We start from the raw sequence: 16,325 nt of genomic DNA on the forward strand, positions 1-16,325 counted from the left end.
GCCGGGCCGCGATGTCTATGCGCTGGAGGCGGACTGGCTGGCCTATTGGGCCGCGTCAGGGCGCCCGCAGATCAGAAATCCGCAGCGGGCCTTTCTGGGATATGTGGCCAAGCGGGTCGCGGGGCGGGACTAGAAGATCACCTGCGGACCATTTGCGGCTTTGCCCCTTGAACTTGATTGGACCTGAGAACGGAGATAACTAAAATCATCTGGTTAAGGAATATGTGTGAGTAATGTGTCTAAAGGTTTTTACAGACCGGACATAGATGGGCTTCGTGCCGTTGCCGTTGTTCCTGTGGTTCTGCATCATGCCGGAGTTGCGGGTGTTCCCGGCGGGTTTGTAGGCGTAGATATTTTCTTTGTGATTTCGGGTTTTTTGATCACCAGTATTCTGGCGAGTGAAATTCAAGAAGGCCGGTTTTCAATCCTGTCATTTTATGAACGCAGAGCCCGCCGTATTCTTCCGGCGCTTTTCGCGGTTCTTGTGGTCTGTCTGGTGGTGGGTTGGTTCCTTTTGTTGCCGGACCAGTATGACGATCTAGCCAAGTCCACAGGTGCGACACTGCTGTTTGTGTCGAATGTCTGGTTCTGGCTGGATGCGGGCGACTATTTCGGACGCGGGGTCGAACTGGCCCCGCTGCTGCATACTTGGTCTCTGGCGGTCGAAGAGCAATTCTATCTGTTCTTTCCGCTTTTGCTGTGGGGGCTGGCAAGATTCTCACGCCAGTACTGGATTGGTGCCATTGCGCTAATTTCCTTTTTGTCACTGGGTCTTTCGACTTGGGCCACCACGGCGCACCCTGTTGGGAATTTCTATCTTTCACCCACGCGGGTGTGGGAGCTGGGGATCGGGGCCTTGCTGGCAATCGGTGCGTTCCCGGTATTGCGCCGCCCGGTCGCGATCGAAGCGGTTGCCTTGTTCGGGCTGATCATGATTGCAGGCAGTATCCTGATAATCTCGGACCACACGCCCTTTCCCGGCTTGATGGCGGTACCGCCTTGTCTGGGGGCCGCGTTCCTGATCTGGGCAGGGATGCACGGCGGATCCATGGCCACCAGAGTTCTGAGCCTGCGCCCGATGGTCTGGGTCGGGTTGATCTCCTACTCGCTCTATCTGTGGCATTGGCCTGTTCTGGTTGCCGCACGGGTGCAATACGGCCGGGTTGACCTGTCAACCGGAACGGCACTGATATGTGTGGTCCTATCGGTCCTGCTGGCAACGGCAAGCCTTTTTCTGATCGAGCGGCCCTTTCGGGTGTCCGCGATCAAAGGCGGATATTCGAGGTGTGCCATATTCGTGGGGGCCGGAACCGGGGTCGCGCTCATACTGGCAGCTGCGGGAACGCTCGTTCTGAAAGAAGGGTTTCCCGATAGAATACCGCCCGATTTGGCGCAGGAGTTGAACAGGTTTAAAACCCCGCATGACTTGATGTATGGGTGCATAGGATGGTCCGAAGACCAAGACCCCTGCCCGATAGGCACCGCCCCCGGGGAACAGAGTGTGGGCCATATTGTCGTATGGGGGGATTCCCATGCCGGCGCTTTGCTGTCCGGCATCGATTTATGGCTTACAGACCACAACATCTCGGGGCAGGCCTTTGTCAAGCTGGGTTGCCCGCCTTTGATGGGTATACGCCGCGCCGACATGCCAGCCGAACACGCATGTGACGTCCACAATGAAAACGTGATGAGCTATATCGAACAACGGCCCGATGTTGATGCGGTTGTCGTTGTGGCGCGTTGGGCGTTGGTGACCGAAGGGGTCCGGGCGCCAGGCGAGTCTGGCAGGTCCGCCCATCTTGCGGCTGCCGGGAAACCGCCGACGGGTATCAAGAACAACCCAATCCATGTCGCACAGGGGTTTGAGCGCCTGCTTCAGCGGTTGAAAGATCATGATATCGATGTTGTGGTCGTTGGAACCATACCAGAGATCGGGTTCAACGTCCCCAATGCTTTTGCGGCCAGCATCGCCTTTGGAACAGAATTGCGCACGCCGCCGACACGGGAAGAGTTTGATCGCCGCAACGCCCGCGCTTATGCGATCCTGTCCGAGGGTAGCCGGAAATTCGATGCAATCCTGGCAAGACCGGCGGATGTTCTGTGTGACGCATCCTGCCGCATCCTGATGGAGGGTGAGCCGATTTACATGGACGATGATCATCTCAACCAGGCGGGCGCGAACTGGCTTGTGGCCGCGCTGCTGGAGCCGCATCTTTCGCACATCTTTTCTGACAAGCAGGAACCCTGATCCCGTGTCTGAGTTTCAGGAAAAACAGAGGATACAAGTGTCTAGCAAGCTCTGGATCGGGGTGATCGCATGTGCTGCGCTGGCCATCGGCCTATTTGCTTTTGCCGCAATCGGGACACCTGTGGGGCATTCCTTTGGTTTCAACTTGAGCTGGACAGTGGCCTTTTCAGAAGCTCTCGATACCGGTGCTCTCTATCCTCGGGTATTGCCGGCGCTGTGGGATGGGGTCGGCGGGCTCGATTTCTTCTTTTACGCACCCTTTCCTTTTTATGTAGCCGCGGGTCCGGCGCAGTGGCTGTGCCCCGGTTGCAGCCCACAAGTTCTGTTCGGCCTGACCGGAGGGCTGTTGTGCTGGCTGTCAGGTGTGTCGTTCTGGGTTCTGGCACGGCAATTCCTGCCCCCAGTGGCTGCCCTGATCGCGGCTTTCATCTGGGCGCTGGCCCCCTACCACCTGGGTATTGACTGGGTGGTCCGTCAGGCGGCCGGAGAATTTGCGGCATACGTCTTTGTTCCTCTTGTCTGTCATGGGGTGCTTGTGGCTCTGTGTGATCACCGGCCCGCATGGTCCTTGCCGGTCGGGCTTGCTGGGCTGGGCGTCAGCCATCTTCCGACTCTGTTGCTGGTTGTGCATGTTCTGGGGATCGTCGTTGCCGCATGGCTTCTGGTCCATCGCACCCCTTTTATCCGCGCGCTTGTGATCCTCGTGATGATGGGTGGGGCTGGTGTTGCGGCCTCTGCGGTTTATTGGATGCCAGCGCTGGTTTTGCTGGGTGATGTGTCGCCAGAGGGGCTCTACACGCCAGTGCTTGTGCCCGAAAACTGGTTTCTGATCGGGTTCGATACATTGCCGGACAGCAAATACAGAATTGCCCTACTACTCTGTCAGGTGACGGCCTGCGCGGTTGCGGGGCTGGCTGTTGCAGTCACGGAAGGCGAGGCCAGAAAACAGCTAGCTATCTGGGCTCTGCTGCCAGCGGTGCTGGTTCTTGCGCTCAATAGCTCGTTGTCGCGGGTGCTTTGGGAAAACTGGGTGATTGCAAAGATTCAGTTCCCATACCGGCTGACCGTCATGTCCGATCTGGCGCTGGCCCTTGGGGCGGGGGCGGTCGGCAATGCCTTTCTGTCCGGGCGCTGCACTCGGTGGCAGTGCCTGCTCGGGGCGGGATGCCTTTTGATACCTTTCGCAATGGTGGGCCTGTTGATACCCGACCGTATTGCCCGGGGTATTGCCGCACGGGGGCAACCCGTGGCCATGATTGGTGCTCCGGAATATCTGCCGCCAGCGGTCTTCGATCCGCTGGCAGAGCGAACCGGGGCTGTGGGTGACCCGATCTGGGCGTTGCCGCAGCATCTGCTGGATTTCGTGGAAAGGATCGAGGACCCGGCATCCGGGTTCGCCAAACCCCTGCCGGATGGGCCACGCCGGTGGCAGGTGCCTGCCACTTCATCCGGGCAAGGACAGCCTGTACAGGTTGCGCTGATATATTGGTCTCATATGCAGGCCATGACTGCGGATGATGCACCTTTGACGCTGTCCTGGGACCCTGAAAGCGGGTTCGTGACATTCGATGCGGTTGGGATGGATGTTAGAATTCTGCTGCCTTGGCATTGGAGTGAAAAAGGCGGTGCTGCTCTTACCGCGCTTGGCCTGATAGTCGCGTTGGTCTTTGGCCTTGGCGTGCGCAGGGTGCCGATGCGGGAGGAGCTTTAACCAGGTCTGCGAAAGACCCAGAGGGTTGAGATCACATAATTGGCGATAAAAGATGCGCCAATCGCCACCAGCAGGATGAACCAGAAGGGCAGGGGAGTGGTATAGGCCAGTCCCTCCACCACGGCGAGACGTATCGCTAGCGAAGATAGCACCGCCAGAAAATACTTGCCATATCCCCTGATAGAGATCGTGCTTTGGCTGGTGTGTTCATAGCTGACAATATTGTGGCCGCAGTAATTGATGACCGAACCCAAGATAAAGCCCAGGGTTGAGGCAAGAGTGTAAGTTGCGGACAAGGCGGAAGCCAGAAGCAGCGCCAGCAGGTAGTCAGCGACCGTTCCCAGAGCGCTGATACTGAGAAACCGCAAAAGCAGGCGTTTGTCCTTAAGGTCCGAAATCACGACGGTGCGGTTTCCAAAATATCATCCATTCAGCGGCGGGTCGGGTAGTTTTTGACAAGCGTAGAACCAGCGCCAAGGCGATCGATCTCGCTGCCGGGGCGGACACCGTATTCATGGAAGCCGTTGGCCGCACCGGTCGCGTAGACGATGAACTCACGATCATAGAACCCGCGTGCGGAAGGGGACAGATCCTGAATGACGGCGTTGTTCAGCACGGTCCAGTCGCGTTGGTTTTGGTAGCCGGTGATTTCACTGACGGCGTTTTGTTCGATCACGACCGAGGTCGACGCCGATACGTTGATGCGTGGGATCGTAACCTTGCCACCATTGAGCAGAGGGACCCTGATGATGGAATTCTTGCGAATGGACAGATCATCTACGCCATGAACCGAAATGCCGTGAAGATGGGCGTTATAGATGACATTGTTTTCAATCAGGATGTTGCGATGGCGCAAAAGCGGGTCGCTTGTATTTTTCCCGCTTCGGCCCATGAAGATGGTCTGCGTGTAATCGCCGGCCCCCATGTCGAAGATATTGTCCCGGATCACGATATTGCTGCTGCCGGTGTTCGTGGTCCGCATGAGCTGGATCATGTCGCGGTGATCCCGGCCGCTGCTGGCGCGAAAATTATGCAGCCTATTACCTTCGATCACCACATCATCAATGCCACTGAAGGCCATCCCGTCGGCGCGGATTTCATAGATCTGGTTCTGCCGGATGGTGAGATAAGTGCTGTGCACCGCGGTGATGGCCCGCATCCATTTGCTGAACACGCTATCCGAAATGGTGATTTTGGAACTGTCGCGTACGAACAGTCCGCGCCCGTGCCCGATCCCGGCGCTGTAATCCCCGTCGAAAACCGAATTCGAGATTGTAATGCCGTGGCTGTTTCTGATCTCGAAGCGGATGACGTGGTTCTTGTCGCCTGGTGTGAACGTATAGTCGAATACGATTCCGTCGAATGTGATGTTGCTGGCGCGGGATAGGCGCAACTCGGTCAGGCAGGCGGGTGACAGCGGGTTAGCAGACCGGACGGTCACCGGCTTTTTGAACGTCTTCTGGAGTCTTAGGGCACCATAATTCCCACCCGCCAAAAGGAATGTTTCGCCGCCACGGGCACTTTTGATTGCGGCAGACAACGCTCCGGCATTGTCGATCATCTGGCCGCCTTTTGCGCCCTGCAGGTTCGCAGTGATCTGTATGCCCCCACAAGCCGGGGCCGCTCGCAGCGATGTTGTCAGGGCAAGCAGAAGAAGACAGGCGCAAGGTAACAGGCCAACGGGGGAGTGTGTGCTTCGCATAGGCAACCGCTCTTCGTGATGCTGGTAACAGAAGAATCCTACGGGCAAGCAAAAGCCTTGTCCATAACACGATCTGGCTCGCTATTCAGGGGATACTTTGCAACTTGACGTAGCGGTATAGGGCAATTCACCGCCGATATTTGTTCGGGATACGCGGGCACATGCCTGAATAGTGGCAATTTTATGTCCATTGTTGCAGCAGGGGAATCAATTCGCCAAACCCTGAGTTACCGCTAAGGGAAGGGGAACAATTCCCGGTAACGAGTATCAGCTTCACTCGGAAATGAAGGCGCAAGGACGTTATTGTCCCGATGCAGGCAACAATTTCCAAACATAGCCATATTTCGGCCCCTCTGTCGCCTTCGTGCGACTGTTCCTTCTGTCCTGGGTGAGCGGGATTCTTGTGCGCTGCCACTCACAGCGCCTATGCAAAAAGGTGAAAAGATGTCGAAGACAATCGTTGTAACCTCGGCGGCGGAGCTGAACCAGGCTCTGTCTCAGGCACAAGGTGGGGAAACAATCCTGTTGGAGGCGGGCAACTATGGCCGCCTGAACATAAACACGCAATATGCGTCAAACGTTACAATTAAATCTGCGGACCCGAATGCGCAGGCTGAAATCTCTGAGCTGCGGGTGAACGGTGCCTCGAATATCTCATTCGACGATGTGAAGTTCGACTACACTTTCAACGGAGAGTCAGCGAGCCACAGACCGTTCCAGATTCAGAACAGCTCGAATATTACGATCACAAACTCGACGTTCGATGGGGATGTCGCGTCGGGTGTATCTACGACGGCTGATGGCTATGGCACAGCGTATGGCCTTTATATCCGTAGCAGCTCAAGCGTTACCGTTGACAACAACGAGTTCTTCGAGTGGCGGGTCGGCGTGCATGCCGGTGCCAACCAGGATGTTGCGATCACGGGCAACAACATCCATTCGATCCGCGCCGATGGCATGTATCTGGATGGCAATCAGGGCATTCTTGTCGAAGGCAACTATCTGCACGACTTCAAGCGCTCGCTGAATTCCGGAGATCATGGTGATTTTATCCAGTTCTCCAAGATCCTTGGCCCAAGCAGCGACATCATCATCCGCGAGAATGTCATCGACATGGGTTCCGGTGATTATGCTCAGGCCATCTTTATGGGGAATGCGGGTAAGGATCCCAATGACCCGGCCCTGTTCTACACCAACGTTCTGATCGAAGATAACATGATCTACAATGCGCATACGCACGGGATTTCCTTGAGCAGCGCGCAGGATGTGACAATCAGCAATAACACGGTTCTGGCAGTGCCTGGCCTGTTGAACGGCGGTGTGTCGATCCCGGCGATCAGAGTTGGCAGCACGTCACAGAACGTCACGATCGATCATAACGTGACATCTGACATCATTGGTTATAACGGTCAGTCCAGCTGGAATATCAACAGCAACGTGCTCGTTCAGAATACGGATCCGAACGCGGCGAATTACTATGATGATGTGTTCACGGTTTACGCCACAGGGGCGCAAGACGGGTACAATCAGTTTGGTGTGAAATCGGGCAGCATCATCGATACGATGGGCGCAGGTTCGGATCTGGCACATCAGTTTCCACTGTCATACGACAATTGGGTTGGCACCAGCACAACCGGATCGACGGGCGCGAATACTGGTGCAAACAGCCCTGGTACAGGCGCGACCAACCCGGATTCTGGATCGACGAACCCCGATAGCGGAGCCAGCAGCCCGACCACTCCGGATGTAGGGTCGACCAATCCGGACACAGGCGCAACGCAGCCCGATGCCGGAACTGGCGGTTCAGGGACGACCAGCCCGGACGTGGGCACAACGACTCCCGATACCGGTACCACTGCACCAAGCACGGATATCGGTGCGACCAATCCGGACAGCAGCACATCCAGCTCAGATTCGGGTCCGGCTTCCGCGATGGTCTTCGATGACTTCGTCCTCGATATCGCGAACTTGCCCGGAAGTGGCCAGGCCGCTCTGAAAGGGGACACATATATTGCCGATACCGGATCGGGACCGGCGCTTCAGTTCGATGGCAGAGACGACTACGTAAAAATCGGTCGCGTTACCGAGGTCGAGGATTCGGCGCAAGTCGCCTTTTCGATCGATTATGCTCGGGATGAGGCGGATGGCAGCAAACAGCGCCTTGTCTGGAATCACACGAAAATCGGCCTGACCTTGTCGGGTGACGGGGTGATCGCCCATGTCGCCAATAAGGACGCCGAGTTCAATAAGGGCTTCTGGAGCGGTGATATCGGGTTGAACGACACCGAAACGCACACGATCACCCTTTTGGTAGATGAGAACGCAGACCGTCTGCAGGTGATTGTAGATGACAAGATTGTTATTGATGAAACTGGTGTTGATTTCGACTTTACCGGTGGCCGTGATCGCGGCTGGACGCTCGGAACCGCATGGGGCCGTGATGTTGATGGTGAAATCAGTGCCTTCGCCATTGATAACGAGGTTCAGTTTGTCGACACATGGGTTCCGGATGATGTGTTCATTGCCTAATGGCATCCTTGAACAATGAGCAGTTTCCCAACGGAATGTTGTGACGGGGCGTACAATATGCGCCCCGTCTTTTATTTCTTCACTGAGGCCACATAGGGTGTTTGCGGCGCGGCCTTTTGGAATACGATGGGCACGGTGTATGCGGACAATTAGTGCCAAGGCCGGTATTGGCAGGACACATCAGCCTTCAGTGCCAGAGATATTAGATGAAAACCTTTTTGGGTGAGTTAGAATAAAACGCGATTTGTGTACCGGGTGTCGGATTGAGCAGTACCCGGATTCCATGATTTGAAACCAAAGGCAGACGAAGTGCAGTGGTAGCATCGGCAGAAACAACAAGAACAGTGCACGCCTCGGAGGGACGGGCCAGGGCGAAACGTACACCGTTTGTCATTCCCCTACTGTTTCTCGGGTTTGTTCTACCGTTCTATTTCGATGTTGCGGGTTTGCAGATCGGGACGTACCGCCTTGTTCTGCTGATCTTCATCATCCCGGCCCTGATCCGCTGGCTTGATGGCTCGGGTGGGTATTATGCGCCTGACTACATGATGCTTATTTATGCGGTTTGGGCCAGTCTTGCGCTGTTGCATAATCACGGTTTTGTGCGATGGGAATTCATCGGTATTGCCTTTGCAGAAACGATCGGCCCCTATTTCATTGCGCGCTGGATGATCCGGGATGCAAATGCATTTCGCACTTTTGCTCTTTGGATGTTCATCCTGATTTTGTTCATGTTGCCATTCAGCGTCTATCAGACCCTGATGGACAGGTCTCTGATCCTTGAATACTTCGCCAAGATCGGGAACGTCGCCAAAGTTGTATATGACGAGCCCCGCCTGGGCTTGTACCGGGCACAGGGATCCATGCCGCACCCGATCCTGTTCGGCATTTTCTGCAGTGTTGGATTTTCGCTGACCTGGTATGTGTTGGGGTACGACAAGGGGCTGGCCTACAAGGCACCTCGTATCAGTGTTGTTCTTGCGGCAACGTTCACCTCTTTGTCGTCCGGTGCATGGCTGTCGGTCGCGGTGCAGATGGCGTTGATATCCTGGAAGGTTGTCTTTTCCGCGTTTAAGAAAAAGTGGAACCTGCTGCTGTATCTGTTTGCCGGGTTTTATGTCCTAGTCGACATTGTGGCGAACCGACCGCCGGTGCAGTTGTTTGCAGCCTATATGACGCTGAACAGCAAATCCGCCTGGTACAGGATTCATATTTTCAACAACGCCTCGGATGACGTTCTCAACAACCCCATTTTCGGGATCGGGCTGAACCCGTTCAGCAGGCCAGCCTGGATGGTGGGCAGCCTCGATAACTTCTGGATGGTGGTGGCATTGCGCTATGGCTTGCCAGCGCTTTTTCTTCTGATTGCCGTCCTGATCGTGGTTCAAGTGAAAGTCGGTCGGGCCAAACTTTCCGACCGACTGGCAAGTTATCGGCTGGGATACCTCTTTGCGTTGACAGGGTTTTGCATCGCGGCCATTTCGGTGCACCTGTGGGAGGCGACATTTTGCCTTTTGATGTTCATGCTGGGCGCCGGCCTATGGATGCTCGATGCCGAAGAAGACACGGACCAGCCCGACGCAGAAGCGCAAGGCACACGTCCACGGCGGGTCAGATATACACGGTTCGAGTCCACAGAAACGCCATCAGACGAGAAGGCGTGACTGCGGGTGTGCAGTCCGCAGGAAGTTGTACAAAGGGAAATTGACGAGTGTCAACTCAGCCAGAAAAGATCATGACGGACGCCGGGATCGGGCGCAAACCAAAGCGATCAATCTTTCGCAAGGCTGTGACCCAGCTTCCCATCTCGTTCCGCAAGAATTACGGCCTTTTTAAAAACCCCGAGCTATGGCGGATAATGCCACTGTTTCTGGCTTGCCGAAAAAGCGCAAAGGGGGCGGGGAAACTTCAGCACAAGATTTTCGTCGGAACGCACCACAAGGCGATGACGACCTATTTCAAAGCTGTGCTCAAGCTGCTGGCTTTTGGTCTGGGGGAACGGTTCGAAGATATCTCGCGGCAGGGGCCGAAGCCGAAGACAAAGGTCTTTCTGTCCATACACAGCCAGACGCCTTTGTCCGGTATCGGGCCTTACAAGGGTATTCATATCATGCGCGATCCACGCGACATGATCGTGTCGTCCTATCACTACCATCTATGGACGAACGAGCGTTGGGCGCATGTGCCCGACGAAAACGGGCGGACGTATCAGGAAAAGCTGCAGGCGGTAGACAAGACCGAAGGCCTGTTCATGACAATCCGACATTTCATCTTCTTCAGCCGCGAAACTCTTGAAAACTGGAATTTGGATGACCCGGACATTCTTGAGGTTTCCTATGATGACCTGATGGGCGATCAGCGCGATGCGCTTTATGCCGAAATGTTCACCTTCCTGGGGCTGACCGGCAAGACGCATGAGTTGGGCGTTCGCCTGATGCGTCTGTTTGAAGCCGGAAAACGCACCAAGGTCTCGGCCACCAAAACCAACGAACGTGCGCATATCCGCAGCGGGCGCAGCGGGCAGTGGAAGAATGAGCTAGAGCCCGAGCATCTGGCCTATATCGAACAGGAGCTTGGGCATATTCTGGACAAGTTCGGATATGCCCGTTCGTCCGTTGAAGGATCGAAAGACGCTGTTTAGGCAGTGGTCAGCGCAGCGGAAATATCCGTTTCTTGATCATGCCTGCCGCGCGGCGCAAAAGTCGGGCAGGGGGCATCTGCGCTGCGAATATCGCGTCAATCTCGGCCTCGGTCATATCCCCGCGAAACGAGGTGCGGGGACGCAGAAAAGCGGTGTCGTTCATATAGCCTGTGTCGCTCGAAAATGCCGTGCCATAGCCGTTCCGGCGCAGGGCGCGCAGAACACGGGCATTGTATTTGCCAAACGGTATTCCGGCCTCGGTCACCGGGTGACCGCATAACACCTGCAGGTCGTCACGCGACTGGACGATTTCCCGTTCAAGTGCCGTTGTATCCATCTCGCTCCAGGCAACGTGGGCGATCCCATGACTGCCTACACGCATCCCGGCCCGCAGAAGGGCTGTGACATGCGCGCGCGCCAGTGATCCGGGCGTGTCCAGCCGCCCCGTCAGAACAAAGAAACGTGCGCTCAGGCCCCGCTGTACCAAGGCGGGCAGGGCGATCTCGTAATCCGACTGATTGCCGTCATCAAAAGTCAGAACGAATGCTGACGGATCGGGGTTGGCCACCACCCGGTCCAGGATGTCCGTGAATTGTGTCTCTGATAGCCAATAGGGCGCCTCGCCATCCTCCAACATGCGTGCCGGAGTGCCTATTCCGTGAAAATTGAGACCAATTCGCCGGGCCATATCAGGGTTTCAGCCTTTTGTGCAGCGTTTCAGCCAGATTGACCAGGCCCGCACCGGGCCCGTTTGGCCAAGCCTCATACGGACCGGATGCGGTGGTCTCCGAACCGCCAGTGCGCAGTTTGAACCGGGTGACGCTTGGATTTGCCTCAGCATCGATTCCGCCCAGATCAAAGCATTTCGCGCCCCGTTCACGGCAATACAGTATGGCCTGCCACATCAGGTAGTGCCCGGCATTGAGCTTTCGCCCGGCTTCGGATGTGGCCCCGAACAGGTAGGTCGCGGTTGGACCGGACATACCGATGGTCATTGCACCGATATCCTCGCCATCCCTGCGCGCAATCAGCACGTTATGGTCGAAATCCGGCCCCGCCAGCCCATAGTAGAATTCCGGAGGAATGTCGGGCTGAAACCCCTTGGTGGCGCGGACCTGTTCATACAGGCATGAAAAGCGATCTGACAGGTCCTGGAGCGGACCCGTTTCAAGCTCTAACCCCGCTTTCAGCGCATTCCGCAGTGGATTGCGCCACTTGCCATGTAGGGCGCCCATCAGACTGTCATCGTCCTGATCCGGGTTGATCAGCACTGTCTGATATGGGGCCGCCCGCTGGGTCGGCGCAAATCCAGCACCTGTGACGGCGTCTTCTGACGGTGAGGCTTGTACCGGAAACCGCAAACGCAAGGCATGGCCCGCGGCATGCGTGTGATCGCGAAGTTTGGAGAGAATGAATCGGATCACGGCGGGCTCGGGGTCCGGCTGCCCTGCCATCCGTGTCAACGGTCCGGCCGCAATCCAGGCGAAGCCCCGGTTCAGGACCGGCACTTTCTTGATCCTCAGGCAAGCAGCGGCCACCGGCCTGCCCTGCGCATCGTACACGGCCACAAACTCGGCTGTTGCACGGATACGGCGGGCGGCGGCCTGCGCATAGGTCAGGCTTTGCTCATAGGTCAGATCATCGAACAGACCACTCAGTTTGGGCCAATCCTCGGGCGCGACCGGTCGCAGGGAAAGTGTTTCATCCGCCATCAGACCACCGCCCCGGTTTCCGGGCGATCAAGAAAAGCACCCATGACGGCCTCATCTTCCGCAGACAGAGCCTTGGATGGGTGCAGGGTGAAGGTCGCGGGCACAGGGTCTTGGTTCAGGGGCTGGGCGGGGATTTTGTGATCGGTCAGAAATCGGGCGACGTCGCTCAAGACGCTTAGAGGGCTGGCACAGAGGGTGGCGTAGTTGACCCTGAACAGTCGGCCCGATCCGACATGGTTGCAGTCGCGCTCAATGTCCTGGGCCACGCCTGTGACCTGGCGGCAGGCGCGTTCGATATCCGTATCGCCCGCGGCATTTGACGGGCGCACAGACCACCATTCTTCCTGATCCCGCTGAGGCCCTTTGTTGCGCCGTTGCGCACGGATGATGGATCGGGCGGTGTCCTTGGCGTCACGCTGGACCTCAAGGAACAGGCAGCCGGGGAACAGGGCATCCAGCAACCGCACACGGTTTGAATGCATCACGTTCTTGTTGATGAAGGGGGCCGCAGACAGGCGCGACATTCCGGCCAGTGTCGATCGGATTTCATCGACCGGCAAATCTGCGATCTTGCTCTCATCCACCCAAGGCCCGTCTTCCAGCCAGCGCTGCCAGATCCACCCGCCCTCGTTCGGGGCGGCCCAGCCTGAGATATGACCATAGTCGCTCTGATATGCCGGTTTGTGTGGTGACAAGAAAGGTTGCCCCAGTTTTGTGGCGGCCAGCGGTGTCTTGTAGAACCGATGCGCCAGATTGGTGAAATAGGTAAATCGGAACTGCGTGATCATGAGTTCGTAAAACAGAGAGGTTCCCGACCGCGGCGCTCCCAGAATGAAAATATGGGACCATTTCGCCTCGGGCTGCCGGGCAAGCATTCGCGCTTCAAGCGGAGACAGAACGGTATGCACCGTTGCGCGCAGGGCGGATTTGGCCAGTGCCTTCATGCCGCTATTCCGGCACTGGGTTGCGGCGGGGTCTGTCCTTTTGGCTGCCTGAACATGGCGCCAAGCAAAAACGCAAACCGCGCGCGCCAGGCTTGCGCCTCTTTATGGCCGGGCCGGATCAGGCTAAGGGGTAGAAACCAGACGGCGCGCAACAGGTCTGCCAGCACCATAAGCCCGGTTCCCAGCCATGCGACCACGGGGCCCCGTGTAAACCGCAGGAATAGGATGTGACCCTTGGCGATTTCGACGGATTTCCACGGCGATGTCTGACCGGTTGAGACGGCTCCATAGTGCATGAGGCGCACATCGGGATTGTAGCGCACTTTCAGACCGGCCTGTCGGACCCGCCAGCACCATTCGGATTCCTCGCTATACATGAAGAACCGGTCATCCATCATGCCGACTTTTTCAACGACCTCGCGCGAGATCATCATGAAGCATCCGGCGACAACCTCGACATCCTGTGCAGTATCGCGCGCCAGCGAAGCATAGCGCTGATCCCCGAACAGCCGGCTGCGCCGCAGGATGCGGTTTGGTACCACAAGGCCCCAGAACAATTTGCTGAGTGACAGCTCACGAAACAGGGTCGGCTGCTGCGTCCCGTTTTCAAGCGATACATGTCCGCCCAGAATGCCAATGTCCGGATTGTCCTGCATATATGCGACCGCGCGTTCAAGCGTATCGTCATAGACCAGCGCATCGGGATTGAGGACAAGAAGATAGCACCCGCTGGCACGCCGGATGCCGACATTGTTGCCCCACGCGTATCCCCCGTTATGGTCTGCGGCCAGAACCTTTATCTGCGGAAAGGCCGCGCGTAAGACCTCGACGCTGCCATCCTGTGAATCGTTGTCGACCACGATCACCTCAAGGTTCAACTTGCCCGGATGATCCAGAACCGACTGTATCGCCTTCGATGTCACGTCATGGGTCTTGTAGTTCACAATGATGACGCTGAGATCAGGCCGAGGTGTCGCGGCGTGTTTCATGATCCGCAACGTTCCCTTTTTTCTTCAGTAAAAAACATGTTTGCGCATTCTCCCGGCCAGTCTGAAAGCGGCGCTTTCAACGCCTTCCGGCCGCTTGGACAGGTGCCAAAGCAACAAATGTGTACCGACATATGCCCCGACGCCCACCAGGACCTTCACGATGAAACGCACCCGCAACAGAGGTAGATCGTCAAATGACTCATAAGCCCAACCGATCACCTCGGTACTGCCATAGGCGCTGCCGACGAACAGAACGGCGGCGATCATGACCAATGTCGAGACGAAAGAGCGCCAGGCAACGGTCAGGGGGCCGGTCACGGTGCGTTTGCCATAGCGTTTTGCCAGAAACAGCGTGGTCATGATGGCAGCGGCACTGCCAGCACCGGCTCCCGCTAGCGCGCCGGTAAAGCTGTATTGCACACCGATCCACATAAACAGGCAGACAATCGCTAGCAGGAAGGTGTTGCGCACAAGCAAAATCTTGGTGGACCCCTCGACAAAAGAGGCGGATTGGACATTTTCCTGCAAGGTTTCCAGCGCCTTGAGAGGGGCCAGAACCCAAATGACTTGTGCAGCCCCCAGCCATTGCGGGCCCAGAACCACGATGACAATGTGGTTGGCCACAAGCGCCATCCCAACCGAGACGGGCAAGACGATTGCCAGCAATAATTCGTTCAGCCGGTTAAACGTCTCATCCTGCCGGTTGGTGTTGCGTGAAATATCCGCAAGCCCAGGATACAGCACACGCTGCAGCGGAGCGAACAGTTGCGTCGTGACAAGCGCGCTCAGGCGACTTCCCAGCCGAAAAACCCCGGCATCCGAAAGCCCCAGCGTCGCTCCGACAATAAGCTGTGGCATGTTTCTGGAAAAGAACTGGGCGACCAGGGCACCGGTGGACCAGATGGAAAAGGAAAAACAGTCTCTCCAGCGCGATAGGGATAATCGCGGCGCCATTGGGGCAAAGCCGAAGGTCCAGATGCAGCGCGTGGTCAATGCGCAGAAATTGGCAACCACGATGGCCCAGAAATCCCCCCAATGCCAAGCCAGACTGATTGCAATCGCCGAGTATATGATCCGGCTCAAGGTTTCTTCTCCGGCGGCGAAGCTGAAGCGCAGGTTGCGTTCGTACAATACGAAACGGGGGCTTTTGAAGGCGATGATCAGCGACAGCGCACACAGAAGCGGTGTCAGGGGTTCCAATTCAGGCAGCCCGATGACGGCGACAAAGGGTTGGGCTGCGTAAAACAGCACTCCCGCAGCGACGCCGAGGATCACCTGAAAGGTGAAAACCGTCTCGAGATGTTGATGCGTGGCGTCGTCGAGCCGAATGAGAACATTCGAGATCTGCCGCTGCATCATCTCAAGAAAAGCGGTGGCAACCAAGAAGTACGCCGCGATCCCGAAATCCGTGGGGGTCAGGAGCCGCGCGGTGATCACCAGTGTCGCCAGACCCAGTACCTGGCGGAACAGGCTGGAGGCCAGCAATGCCGTGGCCCCTACGGCAAGGGCCGCGCTGCGGGAGGAGGTGTCGGTATTCCGCGCAGGATCGGTTGGCTGTTTCAAGTTCCTTAACTTTCCATACTCGCAACAAACAGTGCTATGGCGCGCCAGTGTTTCCAAATTACGTCTTATTGGGCCCTCGCAACAGCCGAAAACCATGATTCTGGAAACCCGACCGGATGGCTATTTGCTACCCGGATAGTGCCTTTTTACAAGTGGCTCGCAACGGTTTTGTTCCATTTGTCAAAAGGCGTCTATATCTCGACTCTGCACGTTGAATTCCGCGGCAAATTATACTTTCAATTGGTGTTATGAATTGGACACTATTTGCGCGACATTGCCAAGTATG

At 56.6% G+C, this 16,325-nt stretch carries 12 protein-coding genes; 5 read left to right on the top strand and 7 right to left on the bottom strand.

Translation table 11 applies throughout. The features are described 5' to 3' along the window. The first annotated feature begins 226 nt into the window (after positions 1-226). Positions 227-2,248, top strand: a complete 2,022-nt coding sequence (locus ACR0J8_RS19785) for an acyltransferase family protein (protein ID WP_480891786.1) — start codon at positions 227-229, stop codon at positions 2,246-2,248. 37 nt (positions 2,249-2,285) lie between these two features. Further along, positions 2,286-3,959 (top strand): hypothetical protein, encoded by a 1,674-nt coding sequence (locus ACR0J8_RS19790; RefSeq protein WP_480891788.1) that lies wholly within the window; start codon positions 2,286-2,288, stop codon positions 3,957-3,959. Here the strand turns inward: ACR0J8_RS19790 and ACR0J8_RS19795 are convergent. Both ACR0J8_RS19795 and ACR0J8_RS19800 read right to left on the bottom strand, forming a co-directional pair. Beyond that, a complete protein-coding gene (locus tag ACR0J8_RS19795; protein ID WP_480891790.1) occupies positions 3,956-4,360 on the bottom strand; it encodes a GtrA family protein in 405 nt (134 codons plus the stop codon). The two genes, ACR0J8_RS19790 and ACR0J8_RS19795, sit on opposite strands and share 4 nt — an antisense overlap. Positions 4,361-4,389: 29 nt before the next feature. Further along, positions 4,390-5,520: a right-handed parallel beta-helix repeat-containing protein gene (locus ACR0J8_RS19800; RefSeq protein ID WP_480891793.1), complete on the bottom strand. Its 1,131-nt coding sequence runs from the start codon at positions 5,518-5,520 to the stop codon at positions 4,390-4,392. A gap of 585 nt (positions 5,521-6,105) precedes the next feature. Between ACR0J8_RS19800 and ACR0J8_RS19805 the strand changes: the two genes are divergently transcribed. The 3 genes from ACR0J8_RS19805 (at position 6,106) to ACR0J8_RS19815 (ending at position 10,831) form a co-directional block, all read left to right on the top strand. Next, positions 6,106-8,190, top strand: coding sequence for a right-handed parallel beta-helix repeat-containing protein (locus ACR0J8_RS19805; protein WP_480891796.1), 2,085 nt, complete (start codon positions 6,106-6,108; stop codon positions 8,188-8,190). Positions 8,191-8,504: 314 nt separating this feature from the next. Further along, on the top strand, positions 8,505-9,854 hold the full coding sequence (locus ACR0J8_RS19810; RefSeq protein WP_480891799.1) for an O-antigen ligase family protein: 1,350 nt from the start codon (positions 8,505-8,507) through the stop codon (positions 9,852-9,854). A 47-nt stretch (positions 9,855-9,901) separates the two neighbouring features. Further along, entirely contained in the window at positions 9,902-10,831 is a 930-nt protein-coding gene (locus ACR0J8_RS19815; protein ID WP_480891802.1) for a sulfotransferase domain-containing protein, read from the top strand. A 7-nt stretch (positions 10,832-10,838) separates the two neighbouring features. Here ACR0J8_RS19815 and ACR0J8_RS19820 read toward each other — a convergent pair whose 3' ends face one another. The 5 genes from ACR0J8_RS19820 to ACR0J8_RS19840 are packed head-to-tail and all read right to left on the bottom strand — an operon-like array spanning position 10,839 to position 16,039. Continuing rightward, entirely contained in the window at positions 10,839-11,519 is a 681-nt protein-coding gene (locus ACR0J8_RS19820) for a polysaccharide deacetylase family protein (RefSeq protein ID WP_480891805.1), read from the bottom strand. A 1-nt stretch (position 11,520) separates the two neighbouring features. After that, on the bottom strand, positions 11,521-12,543 hold the full coding sequence (locus tag ACR0J8_RS19825; RefSeq protein ID WP_480891807.1) for a lipid II:glycine glycyltransferase FemX: 1,023 nt from the start codon (positions 12,541-12,543) through the stop codon (positions 11,521-11,523). Further along, positions 12,543-13,487, bottom strand: coding sequence for a sulfotransferase (locus ACR0J8_RS19830; protein WP_480891810.1), 945 nt, complete (start codon positions 13,485-13,487; stop codon positions 12,543-12,545). The genes ACR0J8_RS19825 and ACR0J8_RS19830 overlap by 1 nt, the downstream gene beginning before the upstream one ends. Then, the gene (locus ACR0J8_RS19835; RefSeq protein ID WP_480891813.1) at positions 13,484-14,476 is read right to left on the bottom strand and encodes a glycosyltransferase family 2 protein; all 993 of its coding nucleotides are present in this window, start codon (positions 14,474-14,476) and stop codon (positions 13,484-13,486) included. Before ACR0J8_RS19835 ends, ACR0J8_RS19830 begins: the two co-directional genes overlap by 4 nt. A gap of 24 nt (positions 14,477-14,500) precedes the next feature. Then, positions 14,501-16,039, bottom strand: coding sequence for an oligosaccharide flippase family protein (locus tag ACR0J8_RS19840; RefSeq protein WP_480891816.1), 1,539 nt, complete (start codon positions 16,037-16,039; stop codon positions 14,501-14,503). Positions 16,040-16,325 lie beyond the last annotated feature (286 nt).

This window comes from Ruegeria sp. N11 (genome assembly GCF_056531525.1).

Excerpts from the sequence above, each read along its gene's own strand:
- ACR0J8_RS19830 (WP_480891810.1), bottom strand. The coding sequence starts at position 13,487 with ATGAAGGCACTGGCCAAATCCGCCCTGCGCGCAACGGTGCATACCGTT.
- ACR0J8_RS19820 (WP_480891805.1), bottom strand. The coding sequence starts at position 11,519 with ATGGCCCGGCGAATTGGTCTCAATTTTCACGGAATAGGCACTCCGGCA.
- ACR0J8_RS19800 (WP_480891793.1), bottom strand. The coding sequence starts at position 5,520 with ATGATCGACAATGCCGGAGCGTTGTCTGCCGCAATCAAAAGTGCCCGT.
- ACR0J8_RS19835 (WP_480891813.1), bottom strand. The coding sequence starts at position 14,476 with ATGAAACACGCCGCGACACCTCGGCCTGATCTCAGCGTCATCATTGTG.
- ACR0J8_RS19825 (WP_480891807.1), bottom strand. The coding sequence starts at position 12,543 with ATGGCGGATGAAACACTTTCCCTGCGACCGGTCGCGCCCGAGGATTGG.
- ACR0J8_RS19805 (WP_480891796.1), top strand. The coding sequence starts at position 6,106 with ATGTCGAAGACAATCGTTGTAACCTCGGCGGCGGAGCTGAACCAGGCT.